The organism is Polaromonas sp., assembly GCF_030682935.1.
In the GTDB taxonomy this organism is placed as follows: Bacteria; Pseudomonadota; Gammaproteobacteria; order Burkholderiales; family Burkholderiaceae_C; genus Polaromonas.
This window is the reverse complement of the sequence record NZ_JAUXNA010000032.1, coordinates 1-13,229: the sequence shown is the minus strand read 5'-3', so window position 1 is coordinate 13,229 and position 13,229 is coordinate 1. Positions and strand designations below refer to the sequence as shown.

Sequence of the window (13,229 nt, the reverse complement as noted above, 5' to 3'; positions counted from 1 at the left end):
GGGCTGGCCGGCGTGCGCCTGGGCTACATGATGGGGCCCCAAGCCCTGATCGCCGAGATTGACAAGGTGCGGCCACCGTACAACATCAGTGTGCTCAATTACGAGTGCGCGCTGTTTGCGCTGGAGCACCGGGACGTGTTCGCAGGCCAGGCGCAAGAGCTGGTCGCGCAGCGCGGTGTGCTGTTGGATGCGCTCAGTGCCCTGAAGGGCGTCAAGGCCTGGAAAAGCGACGCCAACATGATTCTGATCCGCGTGCCGGATGCGGCCAAAACCTTCGAAGGCATGCGCTTGCGCAAGGTGCTGGTTAAAAACGTTTCTAAAATGCACCCATTGCTGGCCAATTGTTTGCGCGTCACGGTGGGCACCGCCGAAGAAAACGCGCAAATGCTGGCGGCGCTTGAAGAATCCCTATGACCCTCCAGACTCCTGCCCCTATCACCGCACCCCGCACCGCCGAAGTCTCGCGCAACACCGCCGAGACCAAGATCACCGTCAAGCTCAACCTCGACGGCACCGGCCAGGCCAGGCTCTCCACAGGCATTGGTTTTTTTGACCACATGCTGGACCAGATCGCCCGCCACGGCCTGATTGACCTGGACATTCACGCCGAGGGCGACCTGCACATTGACGGCCACCACACGGTGGAAGACGTCGGCATCACCCTGGGCCAGGCGGTGGCGCAGGCCGTCGGCGACAAAAAAGGCCTGCGCCGTTACGGCCACGCCTATGTGCCGCTCGATGAAGCGCTGTCGCGCGTGGTGGTCGATTTCTCGGGCCGGCCCGGCTTGGCCATGAACGTCCCCTTCAAATCCAGCATGATGGGCACCTTTGACAGCCAGCTCGCCTACGAATTTTTTCAGGGCTTTGTGAACCATGCGTTTGTCACGCTGCACATTGACAACCTCAAGGGCGAAAATGCGCACCACCAGGCCGAAACCGTGTTCAAGGCCTTTGCCCGCGCCTTGCGCATGGCGCTGGAAATCGATCCGCGTTCTGTCGGCGTGATCCCGTCGACCAAAGGCTCGTTGTAAGCGGCCGGCAGTTCCTTGGCGTTTTTAAGCATGTTTTGGGGTTCCAGCCTAAGCAGGTCGGGTGCTTGTAGCTATTAATTTTATAGCATTGATTTTTTCTTACTTTTCTTTTTTGAATGTCCAATTTGAAAACAGTCGCGGTGCTTGACTACGGTTCGGGCAATCTTCGCTCGGTCTCGCAAGCGGTTCAGCATGTGGCGCAGGGCAGCGGCTACGAGGTCGTGGTTACGTCGCGCGCGCAGGACGTGTTTGACGCCGAGCGCGTGGTGTTGCCGGGCCAGGGTGCCATGCACGACTGCATGCGCGCGCTCGCCGAATCGGGCCTGCAGGAAGCGGTGCTGCACGCGGCCGCCCACAAACCGCTGTTTGGCGTGTGCGTCGGCATGCAGATGCTGCTCGACAACAGCCACGAGGGGCTGGACGGCGCCGCAACGCCCGGCCTGGGCCTGATTCATGGCGAAGTCGTCAAATTCGACCTGGCCGGCAAACTCCAGCCCGATGGCAGCCGCTACAAGGTGCCGCAAATGGGCTGGAACCAGGTCTACCAGACCCGCCCGGTGCATCCGGTGTGGGCGGGCGTGCCTGACGGCGCGTATTTTTACTTCGTGCACAGCTTTTACGCCAAGCCGTCGGATGCGCGCCACATTGCCGGCGAGGCCGACTACGGCGGGCGCTTTGCCGCCGCGATTGCACGCGATAATATTTTTGCGACGCAGTTTCACCCCGAAAAAAGTGCCGACCACGGGCTGGCGCTGTACCGCAATTTCCTGCACTGGAAGCCCTGAAATCCCACCCGCCGTCGATGGCGCCCGGCGTACCGGGTTCATCGCCTTGTTTCAACCCACTTTCCGTTTTCTTCTTACCCCAACATGCTACTCATCCCCGCGATTGACTTGAAAGACGGTCACTGCGTTCGCCTGAAACAGGGCGACATGGATCAATCCACCATCTTCAGCGAAGACCCGGCCGCCATGGCGCGCAGCTGGGTTGACAAGGGCGCGCGCCGCCTGCACCTGGTGGACCTGAACGGCGCGTTTGCGGGCAAGCCCAAAAACGAGGCCGCCATCAGGCGCATCCTGGCCGAAGTGGGCGACGAAATCGACGTGCAGCTGGGCGGCGGCATCCGCGATCTGGACACGATCGAGCGCTACCTGGACGCCGGCCTGCGCTACGTCATCATCGGCACCGCTGCGGTGAAGAACCCGGGTTTTCTGCAGGACGCCTGCACCGCCTTTGGCGGCCACATCATCGTCGGGCTCGATGCCAAAGACGGCAAGGTCGCGACCGACGGCTGGAGCAAGCTCACGGGCCACGAAGTGGTCGATCTGGGCAAGAAATTCCAGGACTACGGCGTCGAGTCCATCATCTACACCGACATTGGCCGCGACGGCATGCTCAGCGGCATCAACATTGAAGCCACCGTCAGGCTGGCGCAGGCGCTGACGATTCCCGTCATCGCCTCGGGCGGCCTGTCCAACATGGCCGATATCGACGCGCTGTGCTCCGTGGAAGACGAGGGCGTTCAGGGTGTGATTTGCGGCCGCTCGATTTACAGCGGCGACCTCGACTTTGAAGCGGCCCAAGAGCGCGCTGACGAGTTGAACGGATGAGCGCGGTGGTGATGCACGGCAGGCTTGGTCACAGGGGGCCTCTCCATGCCAGCCAGGGCCGCAGGCGCAGCGGCCCCCCCCGGGGGGGCAGGAAGCCACACGCAGTGGGCGACCGTGGGGGCATATGTTAGCTAAACGCATCATTCCCTGCCTCGACGTGACCGGCGGCCGGGTTGTCAAAGGCGTCAATTTCACCGAGCTGCGCGATGCCGGCGACCCGGTTGAAATTGCCGCGCGCTACAACGAGCAGGGTGCGGACGAACTGACGTTTCTGGACATCACCGCCACCAGCGACGTGCGTGATTTGATCCTGCACATCCTTGAAGCCGTGGACTCACAGGTGTTCATTCCCCTGACGGTCGGCGGCGGGGTGCGCACGGTCGAGGACGTGCGCCGCCTGCTCAATGCCGGCGCTGACAAAACCAGCTTCAACTCGGCGGCCATCGCCAACCCGCAGGTGATTGAAGATGCTTCCAGTAAATACGGCGCCCAGTGCATCGTCGTGGCGATTGACGCCAAGCGCCGCAGCGAAGAAGACGCCCAAACGCGCGGCCCCGGCTGGGATGTCTACAGCCACGGCGGCCGCAAGAACACCGGCCTCGATGCCGTGGCCTGGGCCACCGAGATGGCGCGGCGCGGCGCGGGCGAGATACTGCTGACCAGCATGGACCGCGACGGCACCAAGTCGGGCTTTGATCTGGCGCTGACCCGCGCCGTCAGCGACGCGGTCAGCGTGCCGGTGATCGCCTCGGGCGGCGTCGGCAACCTGGCGCATCTGGCCGACGGCATTCAGATCGGCGGCGCCGACGCGGTGCTGGCGGCCAGCATCTTTCACTATGGCGAGTACACCGTGCAGCAGGCCAAGCAATACATGGCCGGGCGCGGCATTCCGGTCCGCCTCTAAAGTTCAAGCCATTTAGGCCTGCAGCCCGATACAGTCGGGTGATGGCAGCTATTTATTTGATAGTAATTCAAGGGCCGGCGCGGCGTGCTGCAAGGCGGCTGCCCGCCACAATCAGGGACAATGCAGAGCATGAATTGGATCGATGAAGTCCGCTGGGACGACAAGGGCCTGGTCCCGGTGATTGCGCAGGAAGCCGCCAGCGGCGATGTGCTGATGTTTGCCTGGATGAACCGCGAGGCGCTGCAAAAAACCGCCGAGCTGGGCCAGGCCGTGTATTTCAGCCGCTCGCGCGGGCGCTTGTGGCACAAGGGTGAAGAATCGGGTCACCTCCAGACCGTGCACGAAATCAGGCTCGACTGTGACAACGATGTGGTGCTGCTCAAGGTCACGCAACTTGGTCACGAGCCTGGCATTGCCTGCCACACTGGCCGCCACAGCTGCTTTTTCAGCCTCTACAAAGACGGACAATGGGTCGTCACCGAGCCGGTCTTGAAAGACCCTGCCAGCATCTACAAATAATCTGCACTGAAGCAAACATGTCCTCTAACGATACCCTCCAGCGCCTGGCGCAGATCATTGAAGGCCGCAAACCGGCCCAGGGCGGCGACCCCGACAAAAGCTATGTGGCGCGCCTGCTGCACAAGGGCCCGGATGCCTTCCTGAAGAAAATCGGCGAAGAAGCGACCGAGACCGTGATGGCGGCCAAGGACCTCGACTACGGCGGCGCAACGGCCGAGCTCAAAGCCAAGCTGGTCGGCGAGGTGGCTGATCTGTGGTTTCACAGCCTGATTGCACTGGTCCACTACGGCTTGAGCCCCGCCGACGTCATGGTCGAGCTGGAGCGCCGCGAAGGCACCAGCGGGATTGAAGAAAAGGCGCTGCGCAAGGCGCTACACCGTGAAGTGCAGGAAAAGACCTGAGTCATGAACAACGATTTGATCGCCATGGATGGCAGGAACCCCAACGACCGCACCGTGATGCACGTGCTGTACGGCCTGCACACCCTGGCCTGGTTCAGCGGCGGCGTGTTTGCGGTGATTGCGCTGATCGTCAACTACATCCGGCGTGCCGACGAGTCCGACCCGCTGTACCTCGAACACCACGGCTACATGATCCGCACTTTCTGGTGGACGCTGCTGTGGCTGCTGCTGCTGTCGCCGCTGTGGCTGCTGCTGGTGCTGCCGGGCGCAATCGCCTACGGCATCGTCTGGCTTTGGTATCTGTACCGCTGCGTTCGGGGCTGGATGCGCTTTAACAGCCAACGCTTGCCCTGAGCCTTAGGGCGTCCTCCTGAAACCAGAACGATACTGAACGAGCGCATGAACCATTCCGATAACTGCATTTTCTGCAAAATCGCCGCGGGCACCATTCCCAGCCGCAAGGTCTACGAGGACGACGAGCTGTTCGCGTTTCACGACCTCCATCCCTGGGCACCGGTGCATTTCTTGATGATTCCCAAGGCGCATATCCCGTCGATGGCGCAGGTGGGATCCGAACATGCGGCGCTGCTGGGGCGCATGATGGTGCTGGCCCCCCGACTGGCGCTGGAGCAGGGGTGCAATCCCTATCCGGAAGGCGGTTTTCGCATCGTGACCAATACCGGTGCCGAAGGCGGGCAGGAAGTGCATCACCTGCATTTCCATGTCATCGGCGGCCCCAGGCCGTGGCTGAAGGGCTGACGGGGGTTTTTGAGCCGTTGAGGGAACCTCTGGGGCCGACAAGGTACTAATATTTACCTGAAGATCGAGGGGTGTGGCGGGTCTGATCGGCATTTGACATGCCAGGCCCTTAGAATCACCTTAATTTCGTGCGAATTCGCAAACCTGCAATTAAAGATTAGGAGCAAAACATGGGTGGACTTTCCATTTGGCACTGGTTGATCGTGCTGTTGATCGTGGTGATGGTGTTTGGCACCAAAAAACTCAAAAACATGGGCGGCGACCTGGGCGGCGCTGTCAAGGGCTTCAAGGACGGCATGAAAGAAGGCGGACAGTCTGCGTCTGACGATCCGCCTGCCGCGCCGGCCAGTCAGGTCACCAATGCCCAGGCTGCCGACAAAGCGGACAAGACCACGATTGACGTTGAAGCCCGGCAAAAGTCCTGATCAGGGACGCCATGCCGCTTGTGCTGACACTTTGTCTGATTGATCTGCCGTGATCGACCTCGGCATTTCCAAAATTGCGCTGATCGGCGCCGTGGCGCTGATCGTGATCGGGCCTGAAAAGCTGCCGCGTCTGGCGCGTACCGTGGGTACCCTGCTGGGCAAGGCGCAACGCTATGTGGCCGACGTCAAGCAGGAAGTCAATCGCTCGATGGAGCTTGACGAACTCAAAAAGATGAAAGACAGCGTCGAGGGGGCGGCCCGCGACGTCGAGCAATCGATCCAGACCAACGCCAGTGATTTTGAGAAATCGTGGTCGGATGCCACGGGCATGGCCGGTGGTGGCGAGTTGCCTGGCATGGTGTCATTTCCCGAATACAAGCACCCGAAAAAGAAGTGGCGGCTCAAGCAGGGCGCTACGCCGCGCTGGTACAAGGCCCGTTCGGGTGTACGCACCAACGCGCAGTCCGGCGCTGCCCGTGTGGCACGCTTTCGCCCGCAGCCGGGCCGCCATGCCTGACTTTTATTCCTGATCTTCTTTTGTTTGCGTGCACGCCGGCGCAACCTATCCAGCGCGAGCCTCCCCCATGAGCGACCCCCACACCGACAAGCCCGACGAACTCGCAGGCAGCGAGCAACCTTTTGTGCAGCACCTGGTAGAGCTGCGCGACCGGATGATCAAGGCGGTGATTGCGATTGGCGTCGCAGCGGCTGTCCTCGCGCTGTTCCCCGGCCCGGGCGCGCTGTACGACCTGATGGCGGCGCCGCTGGTGGCTTCCCTGCCCAAGGGCGCCACACTGATCGCCACCAACGTCATTTCGCCGTTTGTGGTGCCGATCAAGATCATGTTCATGGCGGCCTTCATGATTGCGCTGCCGGTGGTGCTCTACCAGGTCTGGGCATTCATTGCCCCCGGTCTTTATTCGCACGAGAAAAAACTGGTCATGCCGCTGGTGGTTTCCAGTACTTTGCTGTTTTTTACCGGCGTGGCGTTTTGCTATTACTTCGTATTCGGCCAAGTGTTCAAGTTCATCCAGAGCTTTGCGCCCAAGTCAATCACCGCTGCGCCAGACATTGAGGAATACCTCAACTTTGTGCTGGGCATGTTCTTGGCCTTTGGCCTGGCGTTTGAGGTGCCGATTGCGGTGATCCTGCTGGTTCGCATGGGCATACTCACGGTGGCCCAGTTGCGCCAGTACCGCGGTTATTTCTGGGTGCTGGCTGCCGTGGTCACCGCGCTGGTCACACCGCCCGATGCGGGTTCGATGATCATGCTGCTTGGGGTGGTGGGCGGGCTGTACGAGGTCGGTATTTGGGCTGCTCTGCTGTTTGTCAGTCACACCAAAGCGCCCGAGACCGACAGCGACACAGAATCCGCCAAGCCCTGATCTCCCCTGGTTTGTCTGCGTCAGGCAAGCTGCGGTGGCGCCAGTCCCAAACCCGAAAACCCGACGGTCTGCCGGTCTGGGACGATACGTATTAAGTGGCTCTTCAGTCCAATGAATATGGGCGCTTGCAGCGATTAAACCAGCCTTGCCAGTCCATGGACTGGCAAGGCCTCAACTTCAGGTCTTAAAGCCCCGCGTCAGCGCTGTGCTCTGGGCCGCTGGCGCGTGCCGGGCGTCACTGCAAGCTCGCTCTGGCGGCCCTTGCGCAGCACGGTCAGCGGTGCGGGTGTGCCCGGTTTGAGGGCGGCCACAGCCGTTAGCAGCTGGCTCACATTGCGCACCGGTTTGCCATCGACCGCGGTGATGACGTCGCCGGGCCGGATGCCGGCCTGCGCGGCCGGTCCGTTTTGGAGCACGCCGGTGATGATGACCCCGCCTGTTTTTGCGGCAACCGGATCCAGGCCGAAGGTGGCGGCCAGTTCGGGATTCAGGTCTTGCGGCTCGACACCAATCCAGCCACGCGTGACTTGGCCATCTCTCACAATGCTGTCGAGCACCTGCTTGGCCGTTGACACCGGAATGGCAAACCCTATGCCCATGGAGCCGCCCGAGCGCGAGTAAATTGCGGTGTTGATGCCCATCAGGTTGCCGTTGACATCGACCAGCGCGCCACCCGAGTTGCCAGGGTTGATGGCCGCATCGGTCTGGATGAAATTCTCGAAGGTGTTGATTCCCAACTGGTTGCGCCCCAGCGCGCTCACGATGCCGCCGGTCACGGTCTGGCCCACGCCAAAGGGGTTGCCGATGGCCAGCACCGGGTCGCCGACCTGCAGCGCATCGGAGTCGCCCAGAACGATGACAGGCAGTTTGTCCAGATTGATCTTGAGAATGGCCAGGTCGGTGTCCGGGTCGGTGCCAATGACCTGGGCCTTGGCCTTGCGCGTGTCGTTGAGGATCACCTCAATCTCGTCGGCGCCTTCCACCACGTGGTTGTTGGTCAGGATGTAGCCCGAGGCGCTGATGATGACGCCGCTGCCCAGGCCGGCCTGCGGCTCACCAGAGCCCTGGTCGCCGAAGAAAAACTTGAACCACGGATCATCCGCATTCGGGTTTTTGGCCGCGGCTTTGCTGGTATTGATGCTGACCACTGCCGCCGAGGCTTGTTTGGCGGCCGAGGCGAAGCTGCCGATCGGGCTGGCGTCGCGCGGCACGCTGCTGCCAGGCGCTTCAACCACGGATACGCCGCCCAGTGAGACGCCTTTGTCCAGCCACTGCGGCTTGAGCGTTGCCACCACAAAATAAGCCGCCAGTAAAATGGTGACGGTCTGGGAAAACAGGAGCCAGGAGCGCTTCATGGATAAATGAGGAGTCAACAGGGTCAAAGGGAAGGCTTTGCTGGCCGCACCCGTCGGGGCTTGGCGCAGCACAGGCGTATTGTTCCATTGTCCCTCAAGCGCGGGCCAACCGGCTTGCATTTGATCATGAGCAGCCTCCCGGTGTGTGTATGCCGCAGCAGACGGCCCGAGGCTGAGACAATCAACGCATGAGCACCACCCGACAGGATTTGCTGCAAGCCTTTGATGCGCTGTTGCAGCCCGCGCGCTTCAAGGACTACGGCCCCAACGGCCTGCAGGTGGAGGGGCGTGCGCAGATTCAAAAAATCGTCTCGGGCGTCACGGCCAGCCGCGCGCTGATTGAGGCGGCCATTGAAGCGCGGGCCGATGCCCTGTTTGTGCACCACGGCCTGTTTTGGCGCGGCCAGGACGGCTGTGTCACCGGCTGGATGAAGCAGCGCCTGGCGCTGTTGCTGGCCCATGACATCAACCTGTTTGCATATCATCTGCCGCTCGATGCGCACCCTGAGTGGGGCAACAACGCACAACTGGGCCTGCAGCTCGGTCTGCACGCCAGCGCACGCTTCGGTGAGCAGGACCTGGGTTTTATGGGCGGGCGGGCAGACGGGGGCAGCTTTGCCAGCGCTGCGGCATTGGCAGATTACGTTAAAAATGTATTAAATCGGCCTGTGGTCCAGGTAGGACGGGCGCAATCAGCTATTAAAAATATAGCGTGGTGCAGCGGCGGGGCGCAAGGCTACTTTGAAGCGGCGATTGCCGCGGGCGCCGACGCCTTCATCACCGGCGAAATTTCCGAGCCGCAAGCGCACTACGCCCGCGAGATGGGCGTGGCCTTCATTGCCTGCGGCCATCATGCGTCGGAGCGCTATGGCGCGCCCGCTGTGGCGTCGCAGGTGGCGGCGCAGTTCGGACTGGACCACCAATTCATCGATATTGACAACCCCGCATGAACCAACCCATCCTCATCACCATGGGCGATGCCGCTGGCATCGGCCCGGAAATCATCGCCAAGGCGTTTCGCGATTCACCGGCTGACCTGGCCGGTTGCGTCGTGGTCGGTGATGTGGCCACGCTGCGCCGCGCTGCCGCGCTGACGGCGGCGGCAACGGGGACGCTGGCGCTGCCGGTGGCGCAACTCGATGGCTTGGCCGAAGCGCCCGGCGTGCCGCCGCACTGTATGGCGGTGCTGCAAAAATGTGAGCTGCTTGCGCCCGTGCCGTATGGGCTGGTGAGTGCTTTGGCTGGAAGAGCCGCAGCCGAGTCGATTGTCTGGGCGGCCCGCGCCGTGCTGGCTGGCGAGGCAGCCGCCATGGTCACAGCGCCGATTCACAAGGAAGCCCTGGCGGCAGCGGGCGGGTGGGCTGCAGGTTTTCCGGGTCACACCGAGCTGCTGCAGGCCGAAGCCGCCGCGTTTCTGGGCAAACCCGTGAGTCAGGTGCCGGTGCGCATGATGCTGGCCAATGACGAGCTGAAAACCGTGCTGGTAAGCATCCACCTGTCGCTGCGCAACGCGATTGAGGCCGTGACCTTTGACAACGTGTTGCAGACGCTGCGCATCACGCACCGGGCCGTTAGTGCCAGCCTGGGGCGGCCGCCGCGCATTGCGGTGGCGGGCCTGAACCCGCATGCCGGTGAGGGCGGGCTGTTTGGCACCGAAGAGCAGGCCATCATCGCGCCCGCCATTGCCGCCGCCCGGGCCGAAGGCCTGGATGTGCACGGCCCTTTTGCACCGGACACCGTATTCATGCGGGCGCGCAACACACCCGGCAAACCTGGCGAGTTCGACGTGGTGGTCGCGATGTACCATGACCAGGGCCTGATTCCGGTGAAATACCTCGGGGTGGAACAGGGCGTCAACGTCACGCTGGGCCTGCCGCTGGTGCGCACCAGTCCGGACCATGGCACGGCGTTTGACATCGCCGGCACCGGCCAGGCCGATGCATCGAGCCTGATCGCCGCCATTCGCATGGCGCGCCAACTGGCCGGCTGAAAACAAGAGAAAACGGGCTTTTTCGCAATAACTGTGGGCGCAAACCGCTACTTGACGGATGGCGGTTGCGCCAGTTTTCGTTGCGCCGTGCAAGCCTACTTTTTAAGGCTGTCCCGGATTTCGCGCAACAGCACGATGTCTTCGGCCGGAGCTGCAGGCGCTGCTTTTTCCTGGCGTTTGAGGCGATTGATCTGCTTGACCATCAGGAAAATGATGAACGCCAGGATGGCAAAGTTGACTGCGACCGTGATGAAGTTGCCATAGGCAAATACCGGAACGCCGGCTTTTTTCAGCGCATCCAGTGTCGTGGCGGTGCCCGGTGGCACGCTGCCCATCACCACGAACAAGTTGGAAAAATCCAGCTTGCCCACCACCGCGCCAATCACCGGCATGATCAGATCGCCGACTACAGAATCGACAATCTTGCCAAATGCCGCGCCGATGATCACGCCTACGGCCAGATCAATCACATTGCCTTTGATGGCAAATTCCTTGAATTCCTGCATCATTCCCATGAGGTTCTCCTGTTGTTGTCGGGCAGTAGCCGATCGCGTATTGCGGTTTTGGCAAGTAATTATCAAGGCTGAGCGTGTTTTTTGGAATTGGCGCGCCTGCTTTGCTGGAGGCGACGCATGGCCGCCTCAACTGCAGGCGCGTGTCAGGCTGGGGTAGCCCGAACCCGGCCTTGGGCCTTGAAAACCGGTTTCGCGCTCCGCTACAATCACGGGTTGACCCTACTATGCCTTTTTCAAGCCAGTTCTTGAAGGATTCTCATGACACAAGCAAGCGAAGCAAGCGTAAACGGTGTGCCGCACGGCGCCCCGCTGGATAAAAACAAAAGAAACTGGATTGTGGCCACGTGTGCCGTAGGCGGCGTTGGCGTTGCTGCTGTTGCCGTGCCTTTCGTCAGTACCTTTCAGCCCTCCGAAAAAGCCAAAGCGACCGGCGCAGCGGTGGAAGTCGATATTTCCGGCATCAAGCCCGGCGAGAAAATAACCGTCGAGTGGCGTGGCAAGCCGGTGTGGATTGTCAAGCGCACCCCGGAGCAATTGGCGACCCTGCCGAAAAATGACGCCTTGCTGGCTGACCCGAAGTCAGAGCGCAAGCTGCCCGACTGGACGCCTGCCTACGCCCTCAACGAAACCCGCTCCATCAAGCCCGAAACGCTGGTGGTGGTGGGGATCTGCCCGCATCTGGGCTGCTCGCCTTCCGAGAAGTTCCAGTCCGGTGCCCAGCCTTCGCTGCCAGACGACTGGACAGGCGGCTTCCTTTGCCCCTGCCACGGTTCCACCTTTGACATGGCCGGCCGCGTCTACAAGAACAAGCCCTCGCCCGACAACCTTGAAGTGCCTCCGCACATGTACCTGTCAGACTCAAGACTGCTGATTGGCGAGGATAAAAAAGCCTGAAGGCGGGCCAAGGCCCTCCATAGACCCTGTCGCCAGCGTCAAAGAACCCGCGTCACTATCCTAAATAGTCGTCGTTAAAGAACCCACCGAACCAGGATCAGTCATGGCTGAATTCAAAGAAATTTCTCCCGATGCCCCCTTTGCTGACAAAGCGATGACCTGGGTGGACAACCGCTTTCCGGCCAGCAAGCTCTTCAGGGAGCACATGAGCGAGTACTACGCGCCGAAAAACTTCAACTTCTGGTACATCTTTGGTTCGTTGGCGATGCTGGTGCTGGTGATCCAGATTGTTACCGGCATTTTTCTGACGATGCATTACAAACCCGACGCAGCGCTCGCGTTCGGTTCGGTCGAATACATCATGCGCGACGTGCCCTGGGGCTGGCTGATCCGCTACATGCACTCGACCGGTGCTTCGGCCTTTTTTGTGGTGGTCTATCTTCACATGTTCCGGGGCCTGATTTATGGCAGTTACCGCAAGCCGCGCGAGTTGATCTGGATTTTTGGCTGCGCGATCTTTCTGGCCCTGATGGCCGAGGCTTTCATGGGCTACCTGCTGCCATGGGGGCAGATGAGCTACTGGGGTGCTCAGGTGATCGTCAACCTGTTTGCCGCCATTCCCTTTATCGGCCCTGACCTGGCGCTGCTGATTCGCGGCGACTATGTGGTCGGCGATGCGACGTTGAACCGCTTCTTTGCCTTCCACGTGATCGCGGTACCGCTGGTGCTGCTGGGCCTGGTGGCCGCGCACATTATTGCGCTGCACGAAGTGGGTTCCAACAACCCGGATGGTGTTGAGATCAAGGCGACCCGCGGCGCCGATGGCCATCCACTGGACGGTATTCCTTTTCATCCTTACTACACGGTGCATGATATTTTTGGCGTGAGCGTGTTCCTGATGATCTTCACGGCCATCATCTTCTTTGCGCCCGAGTTTGGTGGCTACTTCCTTGAGTACAACAACTTCATTCCCGCCGATCCACTGCAAACTCCGCTGCACATTGCCCCGGTCTGGTATTTCACACCCTACTACTCCATGCTGCGTGCCATCACCGGCGAGATGATGTATGCGCTGATTGCCTGCGTGCTGGCTGGTGCCGTGCTGGGCGTGATCAAGGCCAGGATGGCCAACCTGTTCAAGGCCCTCATCGTCGGTGCCGCGGTGGTCATGGTTGCGGCCATGCTGCTGATCGATGCCAAGTTCTGGGGCGTGGTGGTCATGGGTGGTGCCGTCGTCATCCTGTTTTTCCTGCCCTGGCTGGACAACAGTGACGTCAAATCCATTCGCTACCGTCCAAGCTGGAACAAGGTCCTGTATGGTATTTTTGTGATCAACTTCTTTGTATTGGGCTACCTGGGCGTGCAGCCACCTTCGGCGATGGGCGAGCGGGTGTCGCAACTGGGTACGCTGTTTTACTTTGGCTTCTTCCTGTTGATGCCC

At 61.0% G+C, this 13,229-nt stretch carries 18 protein-coding genes; 16 read left to right on the top strand and 2 right to left on the bottom strand.

The annotated features are described in order from the left end of the window. The 12 genes from Q8K05_RS01165 to tatC all read left to right on the top strand — a co-directional run. Window positions 1–414: aminotransferase class I/II-fold pyridoxal phosphate-dependent enzyme (locus Q8K05_RS01165; protein ID WP_305244721.1), on the top strand; the 414-nt coding region annotated here is incomplete at its 5' end. Further along, the gene (gene hisB, locus Q8K05_RS01160; RefSeq protein ID WP_305244720.1) at window positions 411–1,031 is read left to right on the top strand and encodes an imidazoleglycerol-phosphate dehydratase HisB; all 621 of its coding nucleotides are present in this window, start codon (window positions 411–413) and stop codon (window positions 1,029–1,031) included. The genes Q8K05_RS01165 and hisB, both read left to right, overlap by 4 nt. Before the next feature lie 116 nt (window positions 1,032–1,147). Continuing rightward, window positions 1,148–1,816 carry an imidazole glycerol phosphate synthase subunit HisH gene (gene hisH / locus Q8K05_RS01155; protein ID WP_305244719.1) on the top strand — a complete coding sequence of 223 codons (669 nt, stop codon included), beginning with the start codon at window positions 1,148–1,150 and terminating at the stop codon, window positions 1,814–1,816. An 84-nt stretch (window positions 1,817–1,900) separates the two neighbouring features. Continuing rightward, window positions 1,901–2,641: a 1-(5-phosphoribosyl)-5-[(5-phosphoribosylamino)methylideneamino]imidazole-4-carboxamide isomerase gene (hisA, locus tag Q8K05_RS01150; protein ID WP_305244718.1), complete on the top strand. Its 741-nt coding sequence runs from the start codon at window positions 1,901–1,903 to the stop codon at window positions 2,639–2,641. Between the two features lie 124 nt (window positions 2,642–2,765). Further along, complete coding sequence (hisF, locus tag Q8K05_RS01145) at window positions 2,766–3,545, top strand: imidazole glycerol phosphate synthase subunit HisF (RefSeq protein ID WP_305244717.1); 780 nt, start codon at window positions 2,766–2,768, stop codon at window positions 3,543–3,545. 129 nt (window positions 3,546–3,674) lie between these two features. After that, on the top strand, window positions 3,675–4,064 hold the full coding sequence (gene hisI / locus Q8K05_RS01140) for a phosphoribosyl-AMP cyclohydrolase (RefSeq protein ID WP_305244716.1): 390 nt from the start codon (window positions 3,675–3,677) through the stop codon (window positions 4,062–4,064). A 17-nt stretch (window positions 4,065–4,081) separates the two neighbouring features. Continuing rightward, window positions 4,082–4,465 (top strand): phosphoribosyl-ATP diphosphatase, encoded by a 384-nt coding sequence (locus Q8K05_RS01135; protein ID WP_305244715.1) that lies wholly within the window; start codon window positions 4,082–4,084, stop codon window positions 4,463–4,465. Between the two features lie 3 nt (window positions 4,466–4,468). After that, entirely contained in the window at window positions 4,469–4,819 is a 351-nt protein-coding gene (locus Q8K05_RS01130) for a hypothetical protein (protein WP_305244714.1), read from the top strand. Between the two features lie 45 nt (window positions 4,820–4,864). Then, window positions 4,865–5,224: a histidine triad nucleotide-binding protein gene (locus Q8K05_RS01125; protein ID WP_305244713.1), complete on the top strand. Its 360-nt coding sequence runs from the start codon at window positions 4,865–4,867 to the stop codon at window positions 5,222–5,224. 170 nt (window positions 5,225–5,394) lie between these two features. Beyond that, window positions 5,395–5,649 carry a Sec-independent protein translocase subunit TatA gene (gene tatA / locus Q8K05_RS01120; RefSeq protein ID WP_305244712.1) on the top strand — a complete coding sequence of 85 codons (255 nt, stop codon included), beginning with the start codon at window positions 5,395–5,397 and terminating at the stop codon, window positions 5,647–5,649. Window positions 5,650–5,698: 49 nt separating this feature from the next. Continuing rightward, window positions 5,699–6,166 carry a Sec-independent protein translocase protein TatB gene (gene tatB, locus Q8K05_RS01115; RefSeq protein WP_305244711.1) on the top strand — a complete coding sequence of 156 codons (468 nt, stop codon included), beginning with the start codon at window positions 5,699–5,701 and terminating at the stop codon, window positions 6,164–6,166. A 67-nt stretch (window positions 6,167–6,233) separates the two neighbouring features. Next, entirely contained in the window at window positions 6,234–7,034 is an 801-nt protein-coding gene (tatC, locus tag Q8K05_RS01110; protein ID WP_305244710.1) for a twin-arginine translocase subunit TatC, read from the top strand. A gap of 197 nt (window positions 7,035–7,231) precedes the next feature. Here tatC and Q8K05_RS01105 read toward each other — a convergent pair whose 3' ends face one another. Further along, window positions 7,232–8,389, bottom strand: a complete 1,158-nt coding sequence (locus tag Q8K05_RS01105; RefSeq protein ID WP_305244709.1) for a S1C family serine protease — start codon at window positions 8,387–8,389, stop codon at window positions 7,232–7,234. Between the two features lie 188 nt (window positions 8,390–8,577). On the opposite strand from Q8K05_RS01105, the gene Q8K05_RS01100 reads away from it, so the two are divergent. Further along, on the top strand, window positions 8,578–9,339 hold the full coding sequence (locus tag Q8K05_RS01100; protein WP_305244708.1) for a Nif3-like dinuclear metal center hexameric protein: 762 nt from the start codon (window positions 8,578–8,580) through the stop codon (window positions 9,337–9,339). Further along, complete coding sequence (gene pdxA / locus Q8K05_RS01095) at window positions 9,336–10,379, top strand: 4-hydroxythreonine-4-phosphate dehydrogenase PdxA (protein WP_305244707.1); 1,044 nt, start codon at window positions 9,336–9,338, stop codon at window positions 10,377–10,379. Before Q8K05_RS01100 ends, pdxA begins: the two co-directional genes overlap by 4 nt. A 95-nt stretch (window positions 10,380–10,474) precedes the next feature. On the opposite strand, the gene mscL is transcribed toward pdxA, so the two are convergent. Further along, window positions 10,475–10,894 (bottom strand): large conductance mechanosensitive channel protein MscL, encoded by a 420-nt coding sequence (gene mscL, locus Q8K05_RS01090; protein ID WP_305244706.1) that lies wholly within the window; start codon window positions 10,892–10,894, stop codon window positions 10,475–10,477. A 258-nt stretch (window positions 10,895–11,152) separates the two neighbouring features. On the opposite strand from mscL, the gene petA reads away from it, so the two are divergent. Beyond that, window positions 11,153–11,788 carry a ubiquinol-cytochrome c reductase iron-sulfur subunit gene (gene petA / locus Q8K05_RS01085; RefSeq protein WP_305244705.1) on the top strand — a complete coding sequence of 212 codons (636 nt, stop codon included), beginning with the start codon at window positions 11,153–11,155 and terminating at the stop codon, window positions 11,786–11,788. A 103-nt stretch (window positions 11,789–11,891) separates the two neighbouring features. Beyond that, window positions 11,892–13,229: cytochrome bc complex cytochrome b subunit (locus tag Q8K05_RS01080; protein ID WP_305244704.1), on the top strand; the 1,338-nt coding region annotated here is incomplete at its 3' end.

Excerpts from the sequence above, each read along its gene's own strand:
- hisB (WP_305244720.1), top strand. The coding sequence starts at position 411 with ATGACCCTCCAGACTCCTGCCCCTATCACCGCACCCCGCACCGCCGAA.
- hisH (WP_305244719.1), top strand. The coding sequence starts at position 1,148 with ATGTCCAATTTGAAAACAGTCGCGGTGCTTGACTACGGTTCGGGCAAT.
- hisA (WP_305244718.1), top strand. The coding sequence starts at position 1,901 with ATGCTACTCATCCCCGCGATTGACTTGAAAGACGGTCACTGCGTTCGC.
- hisF (WP_305244717.1), top strand. The coding sequence starts at position 2,766 with ATGTTAGCTAAACGCATCATTCCCTGCCTCGACGTGACCGGCGGCCGG.
- hisI (WP_305244716.1), top strand. The coding sequence starts at position 3,675 with ATGAATTGGATCGATGAAGTCCGCTGGGACGACAAGGGCCTGGTCCCG.
- Q8K05_RS01135 (WP_305244715.1), top strand. The coding sequence starts at position 4,082 with ATGTCCTCTAACGATACCCTCCAGCGCCTGGCGCAGATCATTGAAGGC.
- Q8K05_RS01130 (WP_305244714.1), top strand. The coding sequence starts at position 4,469 with ATGAACAACGATTTGATCGCCATGGATGGCAGGAACCCCAACGACCGC.
- Q8K05_RS01125 (WP_305244713.1), top strand. The coding sequence starts at position 4,865 with ATGAACCATTCCGATAACTGCATTTTCTGCAAAATCGCCGCGGGCACC.
- tatA (WP_305244712.1), top strand. The coding sequence starts at position 5,395 with ATGGGTGGACTTTCCATTTGGCACTGGTTGATCGTGCTGTTGATCGTG.
- tatC (WP_305244710.1), top strand. The coding sequence starts at position 6,234 with ATGAGCGACCCCCACACCGACAAGCCCGACGAACTCGCAGGCAGCGAG.
- Q8K05_RS01105 (WP_305244709.1), bottom strand. The coding sequence starts at position 8,389 with ATGAAGCGCTCCTGGCTCCTGTTTTCCCAGACCGTCACCATTTTACTG.
- Q8K05_RS01100 (WP_305244708.1), top strand. The coding sequence starts at position 8,578 with ATGAGCACCACCCGACAGGATTTGCTGCAAGCCTTTGATGCGCTGTTG.
- pdxA (WP_305244707.1), top strand. The coding sequence starts at position 9,336 with ATGAACCAACCCATCCTCATCACCATGGGCGATGCCGCTGGCATCGGC.
- mscL (WP_305244706.1), bottom strand. The coding sequence starts at position 10,894 with ATGGGAATGATGCAGGAATTCAAGGAATTTGCCATCAAAGGCAATGTG.
- petA (WP_305244705.1), top strand. The coding sequence starts at position 11,153 with ATGACACAAGCAAGCGAAGCAAGCGTAAACGGTGTGCCGCACGGCGCC.